This window comes from Actinokineospora sp. HUAS TT18 (assembly GCF_051364635.1).
Classification (GTDB): Bacteria; Actinomycetota; Actinomycetes; order Mycobacteriales; family Pseudonocardiaceae; genus Actinokineospora.
Map to the genome: position 1 here is coordinate 4,772,918 of NZ_CP195645.1, position 16,816 is coordinate 4,789,733.

Here is a 16,816-nt window from a genome sequence, read left to right on the forward strand (position 1 = left end):
CTCAACCTCCCACTCGCGGATCAGGGCAGTTCAGGTTCAACGAGCTTGGCCGCTTCGAGCACGGCAGGACACAGCTTCTCGCCAGACGATCCCGCCGCCTGCACATCGACTCGGGACTTCGCGGTGACCTCGATCGAGATCGCACATCCCGATCCCTGGCCACGCAAGGTCTGCACGGCCTTGCGTGGGCCGACAGTCAACGGTTGAGGATTGCCATCGCCTTTGACATCGGCGATTCCCAGAGTCTCAAATAGGCCGATATCGATCGAGTAGCTATCAGCGATGCTGTCTTTCTCGACCCGCCACTGGCAACCGCGAGACTTACCGACCGTGTCTTCCTCGCCAGGCTTCTTAATACCTAGCTTTGTCATTGCAGACGAGTCGAGGAGGTCGCACGGATTGACCGCTTTAAGCGGCGAGTCCGCGGCCGACGTGGGGGCGGCCGAAGTCCCGCTCTGGTTCTTTGTCGTGCTTGTTGCAGTCGACGATGCCGCGGTCGGCTCACCCGGCGTCTTGTCAGAGCATGCCGAGAGCGACAGAGTGAGAACCGCGACAGCGAGAAGCGAGCGCTTCACAGACTTGTCCCCCAAGATCACTTGAACTTGCCCGCTTCCGAGGTGTCGGCTTGTTGGTAGTTGACCATAGCCTGCTTGATGCCTTTCTCGGCCTCAAGCAGAGAGGCACGGAATTGCTTGAGCTGGGTGTTGAAACCCTGCGGGTCATTGGCGACCTGCTGTACATAGGGCTTCATGACGTTCGCGCCGTTGCTGTTCCCCAGCATCGGCTGCTCGTTGAGCCTGCTTAGGCGGTTGGATTCCCCGTCGACCCAGGCTGCCATGTCGCGGATGGCTGCCAGGAGGGCGGCGCCGCCTTGTTCGTTGACGGAGAAGGCGCCCGAGGCGGCGCCTGCGGCGAAGTCGGACATGGACTTGCCGATGGTGCTGCCCAGCGGTGAGCCACCCGCGTCGTCGACGTACATGTCTGCCCCTAAGTCCGTTCCAGACCCCACTGGCACGGTACCAATCGCCAAGGAGGTGCGGCTGGGATGTGACGAAATGACCGCTTCCGTGGTTCCCCCGAAAAGGCGAGGTCCCCCACCCGGACCACGGGCGGGGGACCTCGACTACGAAGAAGATCAGCCGAAGCGGCCCGAGATGTAGTCCTCGGTGGCCTTCTGGCCGGGGTTGGAGAAGATCCGCTCGGTGTCGTCGATCTCGACGAGGCGGCCGGGCTGGCCGACGCCCGCCAGGTTGAAGAAGGCGGTCTGGTCGCTCACCCGGGCGGCCTGCTGCATGTTGTGGGTGACGATCACGATCGTGTAGTCCTTCTTGAGTTCGCCGATCAGGTCCTCGATCGCCAGCGTGGAGATCGGGTCCAGGGCCGAGCAGGGCTCGTCCATCAGCAGCACGTCCGGCTGGACCGCGATGGCGCGGGCGATGCACAGACGCTGCTGCTGGCCACCCGACAACCCGCCGCCGGGCTTGGTGAGGCGGTCTTTGACCTCGGCCCACAGGTTGGCGCCGCGCAGGGCGCGTTCGGCGACCTCGTCGAGCTTCTTCTTGTCGCGTTCGCCCGCCAGTTTGAGGCCCGCGACGACGTTGTCGCGGATCGACATGGTGGGGAACGGGTTGGGGCGCTGGAAGACCATGCCGATGGTGCGGCGGACGGACACCGGGTCGACGGTGGAGGCGTAGATGTCCTCGCCGTCGAGCTGCACCTTGCCCTCGGCGCGGGCGCCGGGGATCACCTCGTGCATGCGGTTGAGCGACCGCAGGACGGTGGACTTGCCGCAGCCGGATGGGCCGATGAACGCGGTGACGTTACGCGGCGGCACCTGCAGCGAGACCCCGTCGACGGCGTGGAACTTGCCGTAGAAGAGGTTCAGGTCTTTGACATCGATGCGCTTGGCCATGGTGGTCTACCGCCCGCTCACTTGGTCTTCAGGGAGGTCAGCTTGGAGATCAGCGATCCCAGCAGGTTGAACACGGTGATGATGAGGATGAGCGTGACCGCCGCCCCCCACACCCGTGCCTCGCCGACCTCGTTGGTGGTCAGCCGCTCGGAGGTCATGAGCAGCGGCAGCGACGCCATGCTCCCGCCGAACGGGTTGTAGTTGATGAACGTCGTGTAGCCGACCAGCACCAGTACCGGGGCCGTCTCGCCCATGACGCGGGCGATGGCCAGGGAGATGCCGGTGATGATGCCGGACATCGCGGTCGGGATGACGATCTTGACGATGGTCTTCCACTTCGGGATGCCCAGCGCGTACGCGGCTTCGCGGAGTTCATCGGGGACGATCTTGAGGAGTTCCTCGGTGGTGCGCACGACGACCGGGATCATCAGCAGCACCAGCGCGAGCGACACGGCGAACGCGCTGCGCGGCTGGCCCATCGTGGTGATCCACAGCGCGTAGATGAACAGCGCGGCGACGATCGAGGGGACACCGGAGAGGATGTCGACGGTGAAGGTGACGGCCTTGGCCAGGCGCGAGCGCTTGCCGTACTCGACCAGGTAGATCGCCACCATGATCGCGATGGGCACCGCGATGACCGCGCAGATGAGCCCTTGGAGCAGGGTGCCGAGGATCGCGTGGTAGACGCCGCCGCCGAACTGGCGGGAGGTCAGGCCCGCCAGCGACTTCTGCCACCAGTCGCCGTTGAGTACGTGCTCGAAGCCCTTGCTGATGACCGTGATCAGCAGCCACACCAGCGGGACGAGCGCGAGCACGAACGTCGCGCCGACCAGGACGGTGGCGAGCCGGTTCTTCAGCTTGCGGGTGGCGCTGAGCTGCTGGAAGGCCGGTGCGGTCGCGGGCCGGTCGAAGTCTGTCGCGGTTGTCATTCGTACTCCTTGTGACCCGCGATGATCGCCCTGGCGAACGCGTTCACCACGAAGGTGAGCACGAACAGCACCAGGCCGGCCGCGATGTAGGCGCCCGCGCCGCGCGGGTCGTTGAACTCCTGCGCCGCCCGGGCGATCTTCGAGGCGATGGTGTCGCCGCCGTCGAAGAGGGACCAGCTGAAGTGCTGGGTGGTCGCCGACAGGATGATCAGGACCGCGATCGTCTCGCCGAGCGCGCGGCCGAGGCCGAGCATCGACGCGCTGATGTAGCCCGCCTTGCCGAACGGCAGGACCGTGGTGCGCACGACCTCCCACTTGGTGGCGCCGAGGGCGAGCGCGCCCTCGATCTGCATCGTCGGGGTCCGGTCGAAGACCTCGCGGCTGATCGCGGTGATGATCGGCAGGAGCATGACCGCCAGGACGATGCCCGCGGTGAAGATGGTCTGGCCGATGCCGAGGTCGGAGCTGCCCTTGGCGAAGATCGGCAGGAAGCCGAGGCTCTCGTTCAGCCACTTGCTGAACGGGGCCAGCGCGGGCGCCAGGACGTAGGCGCCCCACAGGCCGTAGATGATCGAGGGGACCGCGGCGAGCAGGTCGATCACGTACGCGAACGGCCTGGCCAGCTTGCGCGGTGCGTACTGGGTGAGGAACAAGGCGATGCCCAGCGACACCGGCATGGCGATGAGCAGCGCGAACACCGAGCTGAACACCGTGACGAGCAGCAGGTCCAGCACGCCGAAGGCCAGGTCGGCCGGGTCGGCGTTCCAGTCGCGGCTGAACAGGAAGTTCGCCTTGTTCTCGGTCAGCGACGGGATGGCCTGGATCAGCAGGAACACGCCGATCAGCGCGATCATCGCGACCACGAAGACGCCGGAACCGACCGTCAGCGCCTTGAAGATGCGGTCACCAGGTCGGGTGACCACCTTGGCCGGGGCGGCGGGCCCGGTCGGAGGGCCTCCCGCGCCTTGCAGGTTGGTAGAGATCTTGGCCTCCGCGTCGCTGGTGGAAGCCGAACCGCCCCGTGACCCACGAAGGGCCACGGGGCGCTCGACCGAGACGGGGTCGCTCATCGCTTTCGCCCGTTCGAAGTGTGCCGGCTGCTGATTAGGAAATCGCCTTGATGGCGGTCAGCAGCTTCTCCTGGAACTCGTTCGGCAGCGGGACGTAGCCCGCGTCCGCGAGCGCCGACTGGCCGGAGGTCGCCGCGACCGTCAGGAACGCCTTGACCGCCTTGGCGGTGTCGGCGTCGTAGCCCTTGGAGCAGACGATCTCGTAGGTCGCGAGAACCAGCGGGTAGGCACCCGGGTTCTTGCTGGCGTAGAGCGCGTCGAGGTCCAGGACCAGGTCGTTGCCCTCGCCCTTGATCTTGGCCGACTTGATCGCGGTGGCTGCGCCCTCGGCGCCAAGCTCGACCGCGCCCGCACCGCTGTCGATCTTGGCGGCGGACAGCTTCTTGTCCTGGATGTAGGACCACTCGATGTAGCCGACGGTGCCGTCACCGGCGTTGATGGCGTCGGCGACACCGGCCGAGCCCTGGGCGCCCTGGCCGACGCCGCCGTTGAACTTCTTGCCCGCGTCCTTGCCCCAGGCGTCCTTGGCGGAGGCCTTGAGGTACTTCTGGAAGTTGTCGGTGGTGCCCGACTCGTCACCGCGGTAGATCACGGTGATGGCCTTGTCCGGCAGCGTCGCGCCCTTGTTGACCGCGGCGATGGCCGGGTCGTTCCACTTGGCGATGCCGCCGTTGAAGATCTTGGCGGTGACCTCGGGGGTGAGAACCAGGTCCTTCACGCCGTCGACCTTGTAGGCGATGCCGACCGGGCCGAACACCAGCGGCAGGTTCCACGCCGGGTTGCCCTTGCAGCGCGTCGCGGCCTGCTCGACCTCGCCCTTGTCCTTGTTCAGGGCCGAGTCGGAGCCGCCGATGTCGACGATGCCCGCGTTGAACTGCTTGACGCCCGCGCCGGAGCCGGAGGGGGTGTAGGCGAGCTGCTGGCCCGCGCACTCCTTGATGTAGGCGGCGGTGAACGCCTCGATGGCGCCCTTCTGCGCGCTGGAACCCTCGGCGACGAGGTCCTTCTTGCCACCGCACTCGGCCTTGGCCGTGTTGGTGGGCGCCGGGGCCGCCGAGTTGTTCGAGCCCGACGGGGTGTTGCTGTCGCTGCCGCACGCCGTGAGCGCGAGGGCGCCGGCCGCGATGAGACTCAACACGGACGCGTGCCGCTTGATGTTCACGTGGATTCCTCCAGGCAGGAGTCTTCGATGTCGCGGCGCAACTGAAGTCGCCGCCTCGTCGAGGGACGCTAGGCAGCGGTGGTTGACGGTTCACCCCGTACGTCTGAACGGAAGGTGAACAAGCCATCGATTGTGACCAGGAAGACCCCTTGGTCGCGTACCCGTGTCCTGCCCGTGACCTGCTGGTTTGCCTTACGTAACCGGTCCGGTGCGCTCAGTGTCCACAGTGGAATACTGGACGTGCGCCTCGGCCCGCTCGAATCCGAGTCCCTGGTAGACGGCCACGGCGGGTCCGTTGTCGGATTCCACGTAGAGGATCACTTCGGACAGTCCCAACCCGACCAGATGTCGCAAACCGGCCAGCGTCAACGCCTTCCCGAGCCCTCCTCCCTGCGCGGCCGGGTCGACCCCGACGACGTAGACCTCACCCTCGCCACCTGGGTGGACCTTGGTCCAGTGGAAGCCGAGGACCCGGTCGGCGGCGTCCACGGCGAGGAAGAAACCTGCCGGGTCGAACCATGCCTCCCGCTCGGTGGCCTCGACGTCGGCCACGGTCAGCGCGCCCTGCTCGGGGTGCCAGTCGAAGGCCCTGCGGTTGACCTCGACCAGCGCGGCCTCGTCCTGGCCGGGCACGAACGTGCGGACCCGGACGCCCGCGGGCCACTTCGGCTCGGGCAGGTCGACCCCGGCCAGGTCCAGCCGCATCATCAGCAGCTCGCGCACCTTGACCAGCCCGGCCTTGGCCGCGATGGCGGCGGCGGCGGGGTGGTCGCCGTGCGACCAGAAGCGCGCACCGGGGGTCGCGCGGTCCAGGACAGCGCGCACGAGCTCGGTGCCGACGCCCTCGCCGCGGTGGTCTGGGTGGACGAACGCCTCGACGACCTGGCGGCCGAACGCGTCGCCCTGGGTGTCGAGATGGGCGTAGCCCACTGTGTCGTCCCCGACGGTGGCGACCAAGTGCTCGCCGCCGCGGAACTCGCGCGGCAGCGGCCCCTCGGCGGTGACCTCGGGACGGCCGTCCACGGCGGCGACGGCGAGCAGCAAAGAACGAGGATCGGCGTCGGAACGCCAGCTCAGGTAAGCCACCCCACCGAACTTACTCAGACGGGTTGTTCAAAACCTCGTGGCCGCGAACCGTCAGCCAACAGGAGGGTGACGGCGGTCCGCACGGTGACCGCCTAAGCGCAAGATTGCTCGCCGACGTGACGACACCAAAATTCCGGGGAGGCGGTCACGCGTCGACGGAGTAGCGCAGGTCGTCGTTGACGTCGGCCTCGCGGCGCGAGCCCGCCTTGGGCGGCTGGACGAACTTGTAGCCGACGTTGCGCACGGTGCCGATGAGCTGCTCGTGCTCGGGGCCGAGCTTGGCGCGCAGGCGCCGGACGTGCACGTCGACGGTGCGGGTGCCACCGAAGAAGTCGTAGCCCCAGACCTCCTGCAGCAGCTGCGCCCGGGTGAACACCCGGCCCGCGTGCTGGGCGAGGTACTTGAGCAGCTCGAACTCCTTGTAGGTGAGGTCGAGCGGGCGGCCCTTGAGCCGGGCCATGTAGGTGGCCTCGTCGATGACGAGCTCGCCGAGGCGCAGCGCGCCGTCGACGGCGGCACCGGCGGGGCCGCGCGAGGTGAGCAGCCGCAGGCGGGCGTCGACCTCGGCCGGACCGGCGCCGGGGAGCACGATCTCGTCGATGCGCCAGTCGGCGGTGATGGCGACCAGGCCACCCTCGTTGACCACGGCGATCACTGGGCAGTTGTCTCCGCCGCTGGTCAGCAGCCTGCACAGGCTCTTGGCGGCGGCGAGGTCGGTGCGCGCGTCCACGATCACCGCGTCCCGGGAACCGGCCTCGAGCAGCGCGGTCACCTCAGGGGCCTGGGTGCGCACGGCGTGCGGCAGCAGCATCAGTGAGGGAAGGACCGAGCCCGGCTCCGGGTCCGCGGTCAACAGCAGCAGATCGAGGCTCATGCGAGTCCGCCTCTCCGTTGATCCGCTCCGCTTCATTGAGGTGCGGCCCCAAAGTGGGGGTTTGATTGCGTCGTGGTGAACAGATTAGCCACTGGCAACGGTGAATGTCCTGGTCATGCCGCCCGCGTCACACGGGCGGCGGCATCTTTCCGATGATGCCGTGACCTCGGCGAAGTCGTGTTACGTGCTCGTAAAACCTGCGACATACAGGGGATAGTCACCCTTGTGAGTGGTCCGGTGCCGACCATGTGAATCGGATGTTACGCGAATTCATCCCACCAATTTCCGACCGCCTGTGGACAACCCAGTTAGCGATCCAGGCGTCCTGGGTACCGTTGGGCTCCGACGACGCGGCGGGACGGACAACGAGATGACGGGTGGCAACACGACGATGACGGCACACAGCGGACGGCCCATCGCCCCGCCGAAGCGTCGGCGGTCCAAGGCGGTCCGCAGACTCGTCATCACCCTCGTCGTGCTGCTCGGCCTGCTGGTCGCCGCCGACTTCGGCGCCGCGGCCTTCTTCGAGCACGAGGTCTCCAAGCGCGCCCAGCAGCAGTTCGACCTGCGCGACCACCCCGACGTCAAGGTCGGCGGCTTCTCGTTCCTGGCCCAGGCCGTGTCCGGGGAGTACGACCTGGTGACGGTCGACGCGAAGGGCGTTCCGGTCAACACGCTGCGCGACGTCGAGGTGCACGCCGACCTCAAGGGCGTGCAGGCCCCGCTGAGCGACCTGGTCTCCGGGTCCATCACCGGTGTGCCGGTGCGCGAGGTCGTCGGCGAGGTCAGGGTCAAGGCCGCCGACGTGTCCCGGGCGATGTCGCTCAACGAGAACCAGGTCATCCGCTCGCTGACCGACCTGAAGATCGACCCGGTCAGCGAGAAGACGGTCGCCACCGCACCCGCCGACGGCTCCGAGACCGAGGACGAGTCCGAACTGGCCGACGCCGAGGGCAGCACCGCGGGCGTCCGGCTCTGCGGGACGGCCGAGATCGCGGGCAAGTCCACCGAGCTGTGCGTGTTCTCCATCATCTCGCTCGACGAGCGGCGGATCGCGGTGTCGCCCAAGCGCATGGAACTGCGCAACGCCGACAGCGACGTGAAGCTCCCGCCGACGATCCAGCAGAAGATCCTGCCGTTCTTCACCTTCCAGCTCGACCCGGGCGACCTGCCGTTCGCGGTGACGCCCACGTCGGTCAAGGTAGAGACGGGCAGGCTGTCGGTGCGGGGCAAGGCGACGGACCTGGTCCTCGGCAAGAGCTGACGGGAATGCCCCCGCACCGCGTGACGTTCCACCAGGTGGACAGAGGTGCGATCTTGACCGCGTCGGGTCGATGCTGGTCAGCGCACCAATGGTCGACGGGGTCTGGAGGGCGTGATGATCGGTGGGCTGGTCGCCGCCGCCACCCTTGTCGTCGCCAGTGTCATCGGGCTCCTGCTGCGTAGGCGCGACGGCCGAGTCCGGTCCACCGAACAGGTGAATATCGTGCCGGACGACGTCCGCGCGGTGCTCGACCCCGGCGCCGCGGTCACCCTGGTCCAGCTGTCGACGACGTTCTGCGCGCCGTGCCGTCACGCGCGGGTGATCCTCACCGACCTCGCCAAGGCCACCGACGGTCTCGCGCACGCCGACATCGACCTCACCGACCGCCCTGACCTGGCGCAACGCCTCGCCGTGCTGCGCACGCCGACAACGCTGGCCGTGGACGCGCGGGGCACCGAGATCTTGCGCGTCGGCGGTGTGCCGAAGCGCGAGTCGCTGCTGGCCGCGCTCGGCCCGCACCTGTCCGCGTGATCGTTCCCACGCTGTGGACGGCCATCCCATACCGAGGGAATCCCGGTAAGCTCCGGCCCGTGACGAGCACTCTGACCAGGCGTCGCGCGGTGGACTTCTGCCGCGTGGACTCCAGCCTGTGTCGAACCACGATCTGATCGGGCGGTAAAGCCCAGGATCGCGCACGCGTCCACTCGCCGCCCCCACCGGACCTTCCTTCGTCTGTGTCCAGGTCAGGAGGCTCAGCCATGGCCCTTTTCACCGGCCCACCCGTGGACCCGCGCGGTCCCCGGTTCAGCGCGTGGCTCACCACCGCCGTTCTCGTCGTCGTCCTGCTCACCGGCTGGTGGCCGCTGCTGGCCGCCCAAGCCGTGGTGTTCGCGCTCGGCGCGTTCGCGGGGCTCAGGTTCTCCCCGTACACCGCCGTCTATCGCGCGCTCGTCGCGCCGAGGCTCGGCCCGACCGACGACCGCGAGGACGCCGCCCCGCTGCGCTTCGCCCAGGCCGTCGGGTTCGGGTTCGCGCTGGTCGGCACCCTCGGCTACGCCACCGGCCTCACCGGGCTCGGCGTCGTGGCCACCGCGGCCGCCCTCGCGGCGGCCTTCCTGAACGCCGCGTTCGGGTTCTGCCTCGGCTGCGAGGCATATCTGCTGCTCAACCGCTTGTCCATCCCCAGTAAGAAAGTAGGAACCACCCGATGAGCCGCGAAGACGTGCTTGTGACGACGGCTTGGGCCGAGGAGAACCTCGACACGCCCGGCGTCGTGTTCGTCGAGGTCGATGAGGACGCCAGCGCGTACGACACCGGCCACATCCCGGGCGCGGTGAAGGTCGACTGGCGCCAGGACCTGCAGGACCCGGTGCGCCGCGACTTCGTCGACCGCGCGGGCTTCGAGAAGCTGCTGTCGGCGCGCGGCATCGGCAACGACGACTTGGTCGTGCTGTACGGCGGCAACAACAACTGGTTCGCCGCCTACGCGTACTGGTACTTCAAGCTGTACGGCCACAACGCGGTCAAGCTGCTCGACGGCGGCCGCAAGAAGTGGGAGCTCGACGGCCGCCCGCTCGAGGCCGACGCCGTGTCCCGCCCGGAGACCGTCTACTCGGCCAAGGAGCAGGACAAGAGCCTGCGCGCCTTCCGCGACGAGGTCATCGACGCGATCGAGTCCAAGAACCTCGTCGACGTCCGCTCGCCTGACGAGTTCTCCGGCAAGCTGGCCGCCCCCGCGCACCTGCCGCAGGAGCAGGCGCAGGTCAAGGGCCACATCCCGACCGCGATCAACGTCCCGTGGAGCAAGGCGGCCAACGAGGACGGCACGTTCCGCTCCGACGAGGAACTGCGCGAGCTCTACAAGGAGGCCGGTCTCGACGAGGGCAAGGCGACCATCGCCTACTGCCGTATCGGCGAGCGCTCCTCGCACACCTGGTTCGCCCTGCGCGAGCTGCTCGGCTACAGCGACGTGAAGAACTACGACGGCTCGTGGACCGAGTACGGCTCGCTGGTCGGCGTGCCGGTCGAAATCGGCGCCCAGAACTGACCTGAGGAGATACAGACACATGAGCTCTTGCGGAGCCCCTGACCAGTCCCTGCCCGCCAACGTGGACGCGGGCAAGGAGATCGTGCTGACCGGCAAGGTCACCAACGGCGACGTCCCGGTGGGCGGCGCGTTCGTCCGGCTGCTCGACTCGACCGGCGAGTTCACCGCCGAGGTCGTCTCGTCCGACGCCGGTGATTTCCGGTTCTTCGCCGCCCCCGGCGACTGGACCGTCCGCGCGCTGCACCGCACCGGCAACGGCGAGGCCACCGTGTCCGCCGACGGCCCCGGCCTGCACAGCGTGGCCATCTCGGTCGGCTGACCACCCCGGCGAAAGAGCCCCGGAAGCCACGACGGCTTCCGGGGCTCTTTTCTGTTATTCCCCTGTGACCAACCGATTCGGGTAGCCCGGCGTGTATTGGGCAACACGGCCCGACGGCCACAAACTGGGGAGAAAACCATGCGTACCAAGGCTTATTTCCGCGCGCCCATCATCGGCCTGCTGACCGCCGCCGCGCTCTTCGGCGGCATGACCACCGGCGCGGCGACCGCCGCCGCCGACACCTGCACCGCGTCGCACAAGTTCGCGGGCACGCTGCAGCAGGTACGTCCCGGCCAGCACGGCACCTACGTCCTCGGCCTGCAGCTCGCCCTGGCCCGCGAGGGCTACGGCCTCACCGGAACCGGGTTCTACGGGCCCAACACCAAGGCCGCCGTCACGGACTTCCAAGCCAAACACGGCATCAAAGCCAGCGGCATCGTCGGCGCGAAGACCTGGCAGGCCCTCGTCGGCGTGCTGCCCGCGTGCGCGACCAACCCGATGCCGGGCCCGAAGTCCCAGATCCTGCCCGGCGACCGCGGCGACAAGGTCTGGTGGCTGCGCGACGCGCTGGAAATGATCTACGGCTACGACGCGGTCCAGTCGCTCGACTACTGGACCTACGACGCCAAGACGCAGGCGCTGGTCAAGCGGTTCCAGCGGGCCACCGGGATCAAGGACAGCGGCATCGTCGGCCCGAAGACCTGGCAGGCCCTGCACCTGGTCGCGTCCATGAAGGGCATCTGGCGCTGCGGCTGCTGACCACTCCACCCGTCTCAACAAGAGGAGAATTCCCATGCGTACCAAGGCTTTCCGCACGACCATCGTCGCCCTCCTGACCGCCGCCACCATCGCGGGCGGCATGGCCGTGGGCACCGGCACCGCCGCGGCCTGCGCGCCGACGCAGACCTACTCGCAGCAGTTGGCGAGCTCGCTGCCGCAGCTGCGCCCCGGCGCGGTCGGCGCGCACGTCGTCGGCCTGCAGCTCAACCTCCGCAACCGCGGCTACCAGTTACTGGGAACCGGGTTCTACGGCGTGAACACCCTCGCCGCTGTCCGCGACTTCCAGCGGGCCAACGGGATCAAGGACAGCGGCATCGTCGGCGCCAAGACCTGGCAGGCGCTGGTCGGCAGGATCAGCGTCATCGGGACGAAGGGATTGGGCAAGCTCCCGAGCTTCACCGTGCACCCAGGCGAGACGGACCGCGACCGCGTGGCCGCGGTGTTCAATGTCGTCATCCGCCTCTACCCCGACACCGCGAGCTCGCTCGAGTGGGAGTACTACGGCCCCAACCTGGTGAACCAGGTCAAGCGGTTCCAGCGCTCGGTCGGGATCAAGGCCAGCGGGATCGTCGGGCAGAAGACGTGGGCGGCGATGAACAAGGTCGTGAGCGTCTCCGGCGGCTGGGGCTGCTGAGACACCCACCACGCTCGGGCCGCCGCGGGAGTGTCCGCGGCGGCCTGTGCCGTTATCCTCCGATCCGTGGAAATCTTCTTCACGACGCTGCTCGTGCTGATGGGCCTGCTGACCACCTGGTTCGCCGGGTACGTGGTCTACCGCATCTACGCCGACCAGCGCTGAGCATGACCGACAGCGACCCGGTCCCCGGCAGCGGCGACGCGGCGATCACCGCCGCCGAGCAGCGGGCCGAGCAGACGCGCCACCGCAACCTGCCGCAGTTCGACGACCTGCCGATCCCGGCGGACACCGCGAACCTGCGCGAGGGTCCGAACCTGCACGACGCCTGCCTGTCGCTGCTGCCGCTGGTCGGCGTGTGGCGCGGGGAGGGCGAGGTCGTCTACCCGACGATCGACGGGCCGTTCAAGTTCGGCCAGCAGGTCACCTTCGCCCACGACGGCAGGCCCTTCCTGTCCTACGAGTCGCGCGCGTGGCTGCTCGACGACGACGGCAACGTCATCCGTCCCGCCGCGCGCGAGGTCGGCTGGTGGCGGCCGCAGGGCGACGACACCATCGAGGTGCTGCTGTCGCACGCCACGGGGATCCAGGAGATCTACTACGGCACGCCGCGCACCCAGACGTCCTGGGAGATCAGCACCGACGTGGTCACCCGCACGTCGACGGCCAAGGACGTCACCGCGGCCAAGCGGCTCTACGGCCTGGTCAACAACGGCGACCTCGCCTACGTCGAGGAGCGCGCCATGATGGGCCAGCCGCTGCAGCCGCACACCTCGGCGTACCTGCGCCGGGTCGTCGGCTAGCGCGTGCGCCTGCGCCGCTGCGGGGCGGACGCGGTCCTGGTCGAGCTGGACTCGCTCACCGAGGTCGCCGCCGCCCGTGCGCTGCTGGCGGGGCTGCCGGGCGTGGTCGACGTGGTGCCCGCGGCCCGCACGGTGCTCGTGGCGTTCCCCCCTGGCTCCGGCGCGCTCCGTCAGGTCCGCGCCGTGCTGGAGGGCGCTGACCTGACGGTGGAACCCGCTGTCGACGCGCGGACCGTGGTGTTGCCCGCGGTGTACGACGGGCCTGACCTGGAGCTGGTCGCCGCGACGGCGGGGCTGAGCGTCGCCGGGGTGGTCGCGCTGCACTCCGAGGCGGTCTACACGGTCGCGTTCTGCGGGTTCTCGCCCGGCTTCGCCTACCTCACCGGCCTGCCATCGCCGCTGCGGCAGCCCCGGCTCGACACCCCCCGCACCCGCGTGCCGACCGGCTCGATCGCCGTCGCCGGGGAGTTCACCGGGGTGTACCCACAGCCGTCACCCGGCGGCTGGCGGCTGCTGGGCCGCCTCGACGAGACCGCCCCCACCCTGTTCGACGCCGACCGCACCCCCGCCGCCCTGCTCGCCCCCGGCGACCGCGTGCGATTCGAGGCGAGATGACCAAGTCCGTCACCGTGCTCGCCACCGGCCCGCTCGCGCTGATCGAGGACCTGGGCAGGCCGGGCAACGCCCACCTCGGCGTCCCCCCGTCAGGCGCTTTGGACCAGCCGTCACTTCGATTGGCGAACCGGCTGGTGGGCAACTCGCAAGACGCGGCGGGGATCGAGGCGGTACTGGGTGGGCTGGTGCTGCGGGCGGACAGCTCGTGCACGGTCGCGGTGACGGGACCGAGCGTGCCGGTGACCGCGGCGGGCCGGGAGGCCGACTCGCACACGCCACTGCACCTGGGCCGGGGCGAGACGCTGGAGATCGGGTCGCCGCGCTCGGGGCTGCGGTGCTACGTGGCGGTGTCTGGCGGAATCGCGGTGCCCGAGCGGCTGGGGTCGCGGTCGACGGACGTGCTTTCGGGGATCGGTCCAGCACCGCTGCGGGTGGGCGACGTGCTGCCGTTGGGTTTGCCGTTGGGGCCGCCGATGGGTGAGGACGCCGTACCGCCGCCTAGCCCGGCTGATCAACTCACGCTGCTGATTCGGCTGGGGCCGCGGGAGGACTGGTTCGCCGATCCGGTGGGCCAGTTCGCCCGGTTGACGTGGGCGGTGTCGCCGGACAGCAACCGGGTGGGCCTGCGGCTGCTGGGCGAACCGCTGACACGTGCGCCTGAGTTCGTGGGGCGGGAGCTGACGAGCGAGGGCGTGGTGACGGGGGCCGTGCAGGTGCCCGCGAGCGGACGCCCGGTGATCTTCCTGGCCGACCACCCGACGACGGGCGGGTACCCGGTGATCGGGGTGGTGGACGGGTTGGCGGAGCTGGCCCAGGCACGTCCGGGAACCCGGATCCGCTTCCGCCCGACGCCGTATCCGGACGCCTGAACCTCCGAATCAGGTCGCGTATTCGGCCTCGTAGAGCGCGGACAGCTCCCGGTGCAGCGGCTCGCACTCCGGCATCGCCACCCCGTCCAGCACCCGCACCCGGGTGATCTTCCGGACGCTCGACGCCAGGAACACCCCGTCAGCCGAGTCCAGGTCATCCCGCTGGACCGGCTCGACCTTCGTCGTCCACCCAGCCCGCTCGGCCGCCCGGAACAACGCCCCCTGCGTGGTCCCCGCCAACACCCCGCTGCTCGGCGGCGTCGTGCGCATCTCGCGCCCCGACACGACCACGACCGTCGACGTCGGCCCCTCCAGAACCGACCCGTCGGACGCCACGAAGATCGCCTCGTCCGCGCCGTGCGAGGCCGCGTACCGCATCGCCGCCATGTTCACCGCGTACGACAGGGTCTTCGCGCCCAGCAGCAGCCACGGCGCGCGCTCCACGATCGCCGGGTCGAAGCCGCGGTCCAGGCTCACCGCCGTGACGCCGCCGACCCGGTTCTCCAGCGTCTTCGCCCCGATCGGCAGCCCCAGCGCGTACGCCGTGGGCAGGCCGTCGCCGAATTCGGGACCGCGGGTGTAGACCAGCTTCAGCGCCATCTCACCCGGCGCGTCCCACGCGTCGATCACCACCTGGGTCACCCGCTCCCAGGCCGCCCGGTCCGGCGGCGGCAGATCGAGCATCGCCGCCGAGCGGGTCAGGCGGTCGAGGTGGGGGCCGAGTTCGCGCGGGCGCCCGTCGACCACGAGCACCGTTTCGAACACCCCGTCGCCGCGCAGCAGGCCGAGGTCGTCGGCCCTGATCAGAGGGCCGTCGGCGTCGGCGAGAGTTCCGTCGAGCATCGCCAACACACGCATGCGCGCACCCTACGCCCCGGAAGGAATAGCATCGGCGGGGTGGAGACGCTGCGCACACGCGAGGAACTCCGGTCGACGCTGCACGAGCGCGGGATGCGCATGACCCCGCAACGGCAGCTCGTCCTCGATGCCCTGGTCGAACTCGAACACGCCACGCCGGAGCAGGTGTGCCAGCACGTCCGGCGCACGACGCCGTCGGTCAACATCACCACGATCTACCGGACGCTCGAGCTGCTGGAGAGCCTCGACCTGGTCCACCACACCCACCTCGGCCACGGCGCCCCGAGCTACTCGGTGCACGAGCACAAGCACGTCCACCTGGTCTGCCATCGCTGCGGCCGGGTCGACGAGGTGCCGCGGACTGTGATGGACGAACTGTCCGGAACATTGCGGACCGCCCAGGGGTTCGTACTCGATGCCAGCCACCTCGCCCTTTCCGGCACCTGCCGCACCTGCTCCCAGGAGACCCCGTGACCACTCGCTCACCCATCCTCGACCTGCCGGGAGCGATCCCGCCGCCGGACGAGTCGGTGGACGCAGGGGTCGCCTGGCACTTCGGCGACCCGTTCGCCGAGCAGCGGGCCGCCGCGCGCAAGGTCGCCGTGGTCGACCGGTCGCACCGCGAGGTGCTCGCCGTCCCCGGCGACGAGCGGCTGACCTGGCTGCACCTGGTCATCTCCCAGCACGTCACCGGCCTGGCCGAGGGCGCGGGCACCGAGGCGCTGATCCTCGACAGCCAGGGCCGCGTCGACGCGCACATGGTCCTGGCCCACATCGACGGCACGGTCTGGCTCGACACCGAGCGCGGCGCGGTCGCCACGGGCGCGCGGGGCGGTCAGGTGCCGCTGCTGGAGTATTTCGCGCAGATGGTCTTCTGGTCGAAGGTCGAGCCGCGCGACGCCACCGCCGAGCGCGCTGTCCTCTCTCTCGTAGGCCCCGAGACCCCGGCACTGCTGGCCGCGGTCGGCCTGCCCGTCCCCGAAGGCGAGTACGCGGTGGCCATCGGCGAGGACGTCGTCGTCCGCCGGATGCCCTGGCCCGGCCACGACGCCGCCGACCTGCTGGTCCCGCGCGCCGACCTGGTCGCCTGGTGGACGAAGCTGACCGACGCGGGCGCGCGCCGGATGGGCAGCTGGGGCTTCGAGGCGCTGCGCGTCGAGTCGGCCAAGCCGCGCCTGGGCGTCGACACCGACGAGAAGACGATCCCGCACGAGGTCAACTGGGTCCCGTCGGCCGCGCACGTGGCCAAGGGCTGCTACCGCGGCCAGGAGACGGTGTCGAAGGTGCACAACGTGGGCCGCCCGCCGCGCCGGATGCTGCTGCTCCACCTCGACGGCAGCTCCGACGGCCTGCCCGACACCGGAGCCCCGGTCTCGCTCGGCGAGCGCGTGGTCGGCCGGGTCGGCACGGTCGCCCAGCACCACGAGCTGGGCCCGATCGCGCTGGCGCTGGTCAAGCGCTCGGTCGGCGCGGACGCTGAGCTGGTCGCGGGCGAGGGTGACGAGCGCACTCAGGCCTCGGTCGATCCCGACTCGATCCCGCCGGACACCCCTGCACTGGGCCGGATAGCCGCCCAGGGACTTCGGTCGTAAGC

Annotated in this window: 21 protein-coding genes; 12 read left to right on the top strand and 9 right to left on the bottom strand. The window is 69.4% G+C overall.

What is annotated here, in order from left to right; translation table 11 throughout:
* Window positions 1-20: 20 nt before the first annotated feature.
* From ACSHT8_RS21745 to ACSHT8_RS21780, 8 genes are all read right to left on the bottom strand, one after another.
* Window positions 21-575, bottom strand: coding sequence for a DUF3558 domain-containing protein (locus tag ACSHT8_RS21745; protein WP_436492750.1), 555 nt, complete (start codon window positions 573-575; stop codon window positions 21-23).
* 17 nt (window positions 576-592) lie between these two features.
* On the bottom strand, window positions 593-979 hold the full coding sequence (locus ACSHT8_RS21750) for a hypothetical protein (RefSeq protein WP_436492751.1): 387 nt from the start codon (window positions 977-979) through the stop codon (window positions 593-595).
* Window positions 980-1,135: 156 nt separating this feature from the next.
* On the bottom strand, window positions 1,136-1,912 hold the full coding sequence (gene pstB, locus ACSHT8_RS21755; protein WP_436492752.1) for a phosphate ABC transporter ATP-binding protein PstB: 777 nt from the start codon (window positions 1,910-1,912) through the stop codon (window positions 1,136-1,138).
* Window positions 1,913-1,929: 17 nt separating this feature from the next.
* A complete protein-coding gene (pstA, locus tag ACSHT8_RS21760) occupies window positions 1,930-2,841 on the bottom strand; it encodes a phosphate ABC transporter permease PstA (RefSeq protein ID WP_436492753.1) in 912 nt (303 codons plus the stop codon).
* Complete coding sequence (pstC, locus tag ACSHT8_RS21765; protein ID WP_436492754.1) at window positions 2,838-3,911, bottom strand: phosphate ABC transporter permease subunit PstC; 1,074 nt, start codon at window positions 3,909-3,911, stop codon at window positions 2,838-2,840. Before pstC ends, pstA begins: the two co-directional genes overlap by 4 nt.
* Window positions 3,912-3,945: 34 nt before the next feature.
* A complete protein-coding gene (gene pstS / locus ACSHT8_RS21770; RefSeq protein WP_436492755.1) occupies window positions 3,946-5,073 on the bottom strand; it encodes a phosphate ABC transporter substrate-binding protein PstS in 1,128 nt (375 codons plus the stop codon).
* 192 nt (window positions 5,074-5,265) lie between these two features.
* Complete coding sequence (mshD, locus tag ACSHT8_RS21775) at window positions 5,266-6,159, bottom strand: mycothiol synthase (RefSeq protein ID WP_436492756.1); 894 nt, start codon at window positions 6,157-6,159, stop codon at window positions 5,266-5,268.
* A 145-nt stretch (window positions 6,160-6,304) separates the two neighbouring features.
* Window positions 6,305-7,033 carry a winged helix-turn-helix transcriptional regulator gene (locus ACSHT8_RS21780; RefSeq protein WP_436492757.1) on the bottom strand — a complete coding sequence of 243 codons (729 nt, stop codon included), beginning with the start codon at window positions 7,031-7,033 and terminating at the stop codon, window positions 6,305-6,307.
* A gap of 370 nt (window positions 7,034-7,403) precedes the next feature.
* Between ACSHT8_RS21780 and ACSHT8_RS21785 the strand changes: the two genes are divergently transcribed.
* From ACSHT8_RS21785 to ACSHT8_RS21830, 10 genes are all read left to right on the top strand, one after another.
* Complete coding sequence (locus tag ACSHT8_RS21785) at window positions 7,404-8,297, top strand: LmeA family phospholipid-binding protein (protein WP_436492758.1); 894 nt, start codon at window positions 7,404-7,406, stop codon at window positions 8,295-8,297.
* 114 nt (window positions 8,298-8,411) lie between these two features.
* Window positions 8,412-8,828 (top strand): TlpA family protein disulfide reductase, encoded by a 417-nt coding sequence (locus ACSHT8_RS21790; RefSeq protein ID WP_436492759.1) that lies wholly within the window; start codon window positions 8,412-8,414, stop codon window positions 8,826-8,828.
* A gap of 227 nt (window positions 8,829-9,055) precedes the next feature.
* On the top strand, window positions 9,056-9,508 hold the full coding sequence (locus ACSHT8_RS21795; RefSeq protein WP_436492760.1) for a DUF4395 domain-containing protein: 453 nt from the start codon (window positions 9,056-9,058) through the stop codon (window positions 9,506-9,508).
* Window positions 9,505-10,344, top strand: coding sequence for a sulfurtransferase (locus tag ACSHT8_RS21800; protein WP_436492761.1), 840 nt, complete (start codon window positions 9,505-9,507; stop codon window positions 10,342-10,344). Before ACSHT8_RS21795 ends, ACSHT8_RS21800 begins: the two co-directional genes overlap by 4 nt.
* A 19-nt stretch (window positions 10,345-10,363) precedes the next feature.
* Window positions 10,364-10,663: a DUF1416 domain-containing protein gene (locus ACSHT8_RS21805; protein WP_436492762.1), complete on the top strand. Its 300-nt coding sequence runs from the start codon at window positions 10,364-10,366 to the stop codon at window positions 10,661-10,663.
* Between the two features lie 138 nt (window positions 10,664-10,801).
* A complete protein-coding gene (locus ACSHT8_RS21810) occupies window positions 10,802-11,422 on the top strand; it encodes a peptidoglycan-binding protein (RefSeq protein WP_436492763.1) in 621 nt (206 codons plus the stop codon).
* Between the two features lie 34 nt (window positions 11,423-11,456).
* Complete coding sequence (locus ACSHT8_RS21815) at window positions 11,457-12,077, top strand: peptidoglycan-binding protein (RefSeq protein ID WP_436492764.1); 621 nt, start codon at window positions 11,457-11,459, stop codon at window positions 12,075-12,077.
* Between the two features lie 167 nt (window positions 12,078-12,244).
* Window positions 12,245-12,880: an FABP family protein gene (locus ACSHT8_RS21820; RefSeq protein ID WP_436492765.1), complete on the top strand. Its 636-nt coding sequence runs from the start codon at window positions 12,245-12,247 to the stop codon at window positions 12,878-12,880.
* Window positions 12,881-12,883: 3 nt separating this feature from the next.
* Window positions 12,884-13,495 (top strand): 5-oxoprolinase subunit B family protein, encoded by a 612-nt coding sequence (locus ACSHT8_RS21825; protein ID WP_436492766.1) that lies wholly within the window; start codon window positions 12,884-12,886, stop codon window positions 13,493-13,495.
* Window positions 13,492-14,364, top strand: coding sequence for a biotin-dependent carboxyltransferase family protein (locus tag ACSHT8_RS21830; RefSeq protein WP_436492767.1), 873 nt, complete (start codon window positions 13,492-13,494; stop codon window positions 14,362-14,364). Before ACSHT8_RS21825 ends, ACSHT8_RS21830 begins: the two co-directional genes overlap by 4 nt.
* Window positions 14,365-14,373: 9 nt before the next feature.
* Here the strand turns inward: ACSHT8_RS21830 and ACSHT8_RS21835 are convergent, their stop codons facing one another.
* A complete protein-coding gene (locus ACSHT8_RS21835) occupies window positions 14,374-15,222 on the bottom strand; it encodes an aminodeoxychorismate lyase (protein ID WP_436492768.1) in 849 nt (282 codons plus the stop codon).
* A gap of 93 nt (window positions 15,223-15,315) precedes the next feature.
* Here ACSHT8_RS21835 and ACSHT8_RS21840 point away from each other — a divergent pair, with 93 nt between their 5' ends.
* Complete coding sequence (locus ACSHT8_RS21840; RefSeq protein WP_436502132.1) at window positions 15,316-15,696, top strand: Fur family transcriptional regulator; 381 nt, start codon at window positions 15,316-15,318, stop codon at window positions 15,694-15,696.
* Window positions 15,693-16,814: a CAF17-like 4Fe-4S cluster assembly/insertion protein YgfZ gene (ygfZ, locus tag ACSHT8_RS21845; RefSeq protein ID WP_436492769.1), complete on the top strand. Its 1,122-nt coding sequence runs from the start codon at window positions 15,693-15,695 to the stop codon at window positions 16,812-16,814. The genes ACSHT8_RS21840 and ygfZ overlap by 4 nt, the downstream gene beginning before the upstream one ends.
* Window positions 16,815-16,816 lie beyond the last annotated feature (2 nt).

Coding starts and splice junctions, on each gene's coding strand:
- ACSHT8_RS21750 (WP_436492751.1), bottom strand. CDS start 979: ATGTACGTCGACGACGCGGGTGGCTCACCGCTGGGCAGCACCATCGGC.
- pstB (WP_436492752.1), bottom strand. CDS start 1,912: ATGGCCAAGCGCATCGATGTCAAAGACCTGAACCTCTTCTACGGCAAG.
- pstA (WP_436492753.1), bottom strand. CDS start 2,841: ATGACAACCGCGACAGACTTCGACCGGCCCGCGACCGCACCGGCCTTC.
- pstC (WP_436492754.1), bottom strand. CDS start 3,911: ATGAGCGACCCCGTCTCGGTCGAGCGCCCCGTGGCCCTTCGTGGGTCA.
- ACSHT8_RS21780 (WP_436492757.1), bottom strand. CDS start 7,033: ATGAGCCTCGATCTGCTGCTGTTGACCGCGGACCCGGAGCCGGGCTCG.
- ACSHT8_RS21785 (WP_436492758.1), top strand. CDS start 7,404: ATGACGGGTGGCAACACGACGATGACGGCACACAGCGGACGGCCCATC.
- ACSHT8_RS21790 (WP_436492759.1), top strand. CDS start 8,412: ATGATCGGTGGGCTGGTCGCCGCCGCCACCCTTGTCGTCGCCAGTGTC.
- ACSHT8_RS21795 (WP_436492760.1), top strand. CDS start 9,056: ATGGCCCTTTTCACCGGCCCACCCGTGGACCCGCGCGGTCCCCGGTTC.
- ACSHT8_RS21800 (WP_436492761.1), top strand. CDS start 9,505: ATGAGCCGCGAAGACGTGCTTGTGACGACGGCTTGGGCCGAGGAGAAC.
- ACSHT8_RS21805 (WP_436492762.1), top strand. CDS start 10,364: ATGAGCTCTTGCGGAGCCCCTGACCAGTCCCTGCCCGCCAACGTGGAC.
- ACSHT8_RS21810 (WP_436492763.1), top strand. CDS start 10,802: ATGCGTACCAAGGCTTATTTCCGCGCGCCCATCATCGGCCTGCTGACC.
- ACSHT8_RS21815 (WP_436492764.1), top strand. CDS start 11,457: ATGCGTACCAAGGCTTTCCGCACGACCATCGTCGCCCTCCTGACCGCC.
- ACSHT8_RS21820 (WP_436492765.1), top strand. CDS start 12,245: ATGACCGACAGCGACCCGGTCCCCGGCAGCGGCGACGCGGCGATCACC.
- ACSHT8_RS21830 (WP_436492767.1), top strand. CDS start 13,492: ATGACCAAGTCCGTCACCGTGCTCGCCACCGGCCCGCTCGCGCTGATC.
- ACSHT8_RS21835 (WP_436492768.1), bottom strand. CDS start 15,222: ATGCGTGTGTTGGCGATGCTCGACGGAACTCTCGCCGACGCCGACGGC.
- ACSHT8_RS21840 (WP_436502132.1), top strand. CDS start 15,316: ATGCGCATGACCCCGCAACGGCAGCTCGTCCTCGATGCCCTGGTCGAA.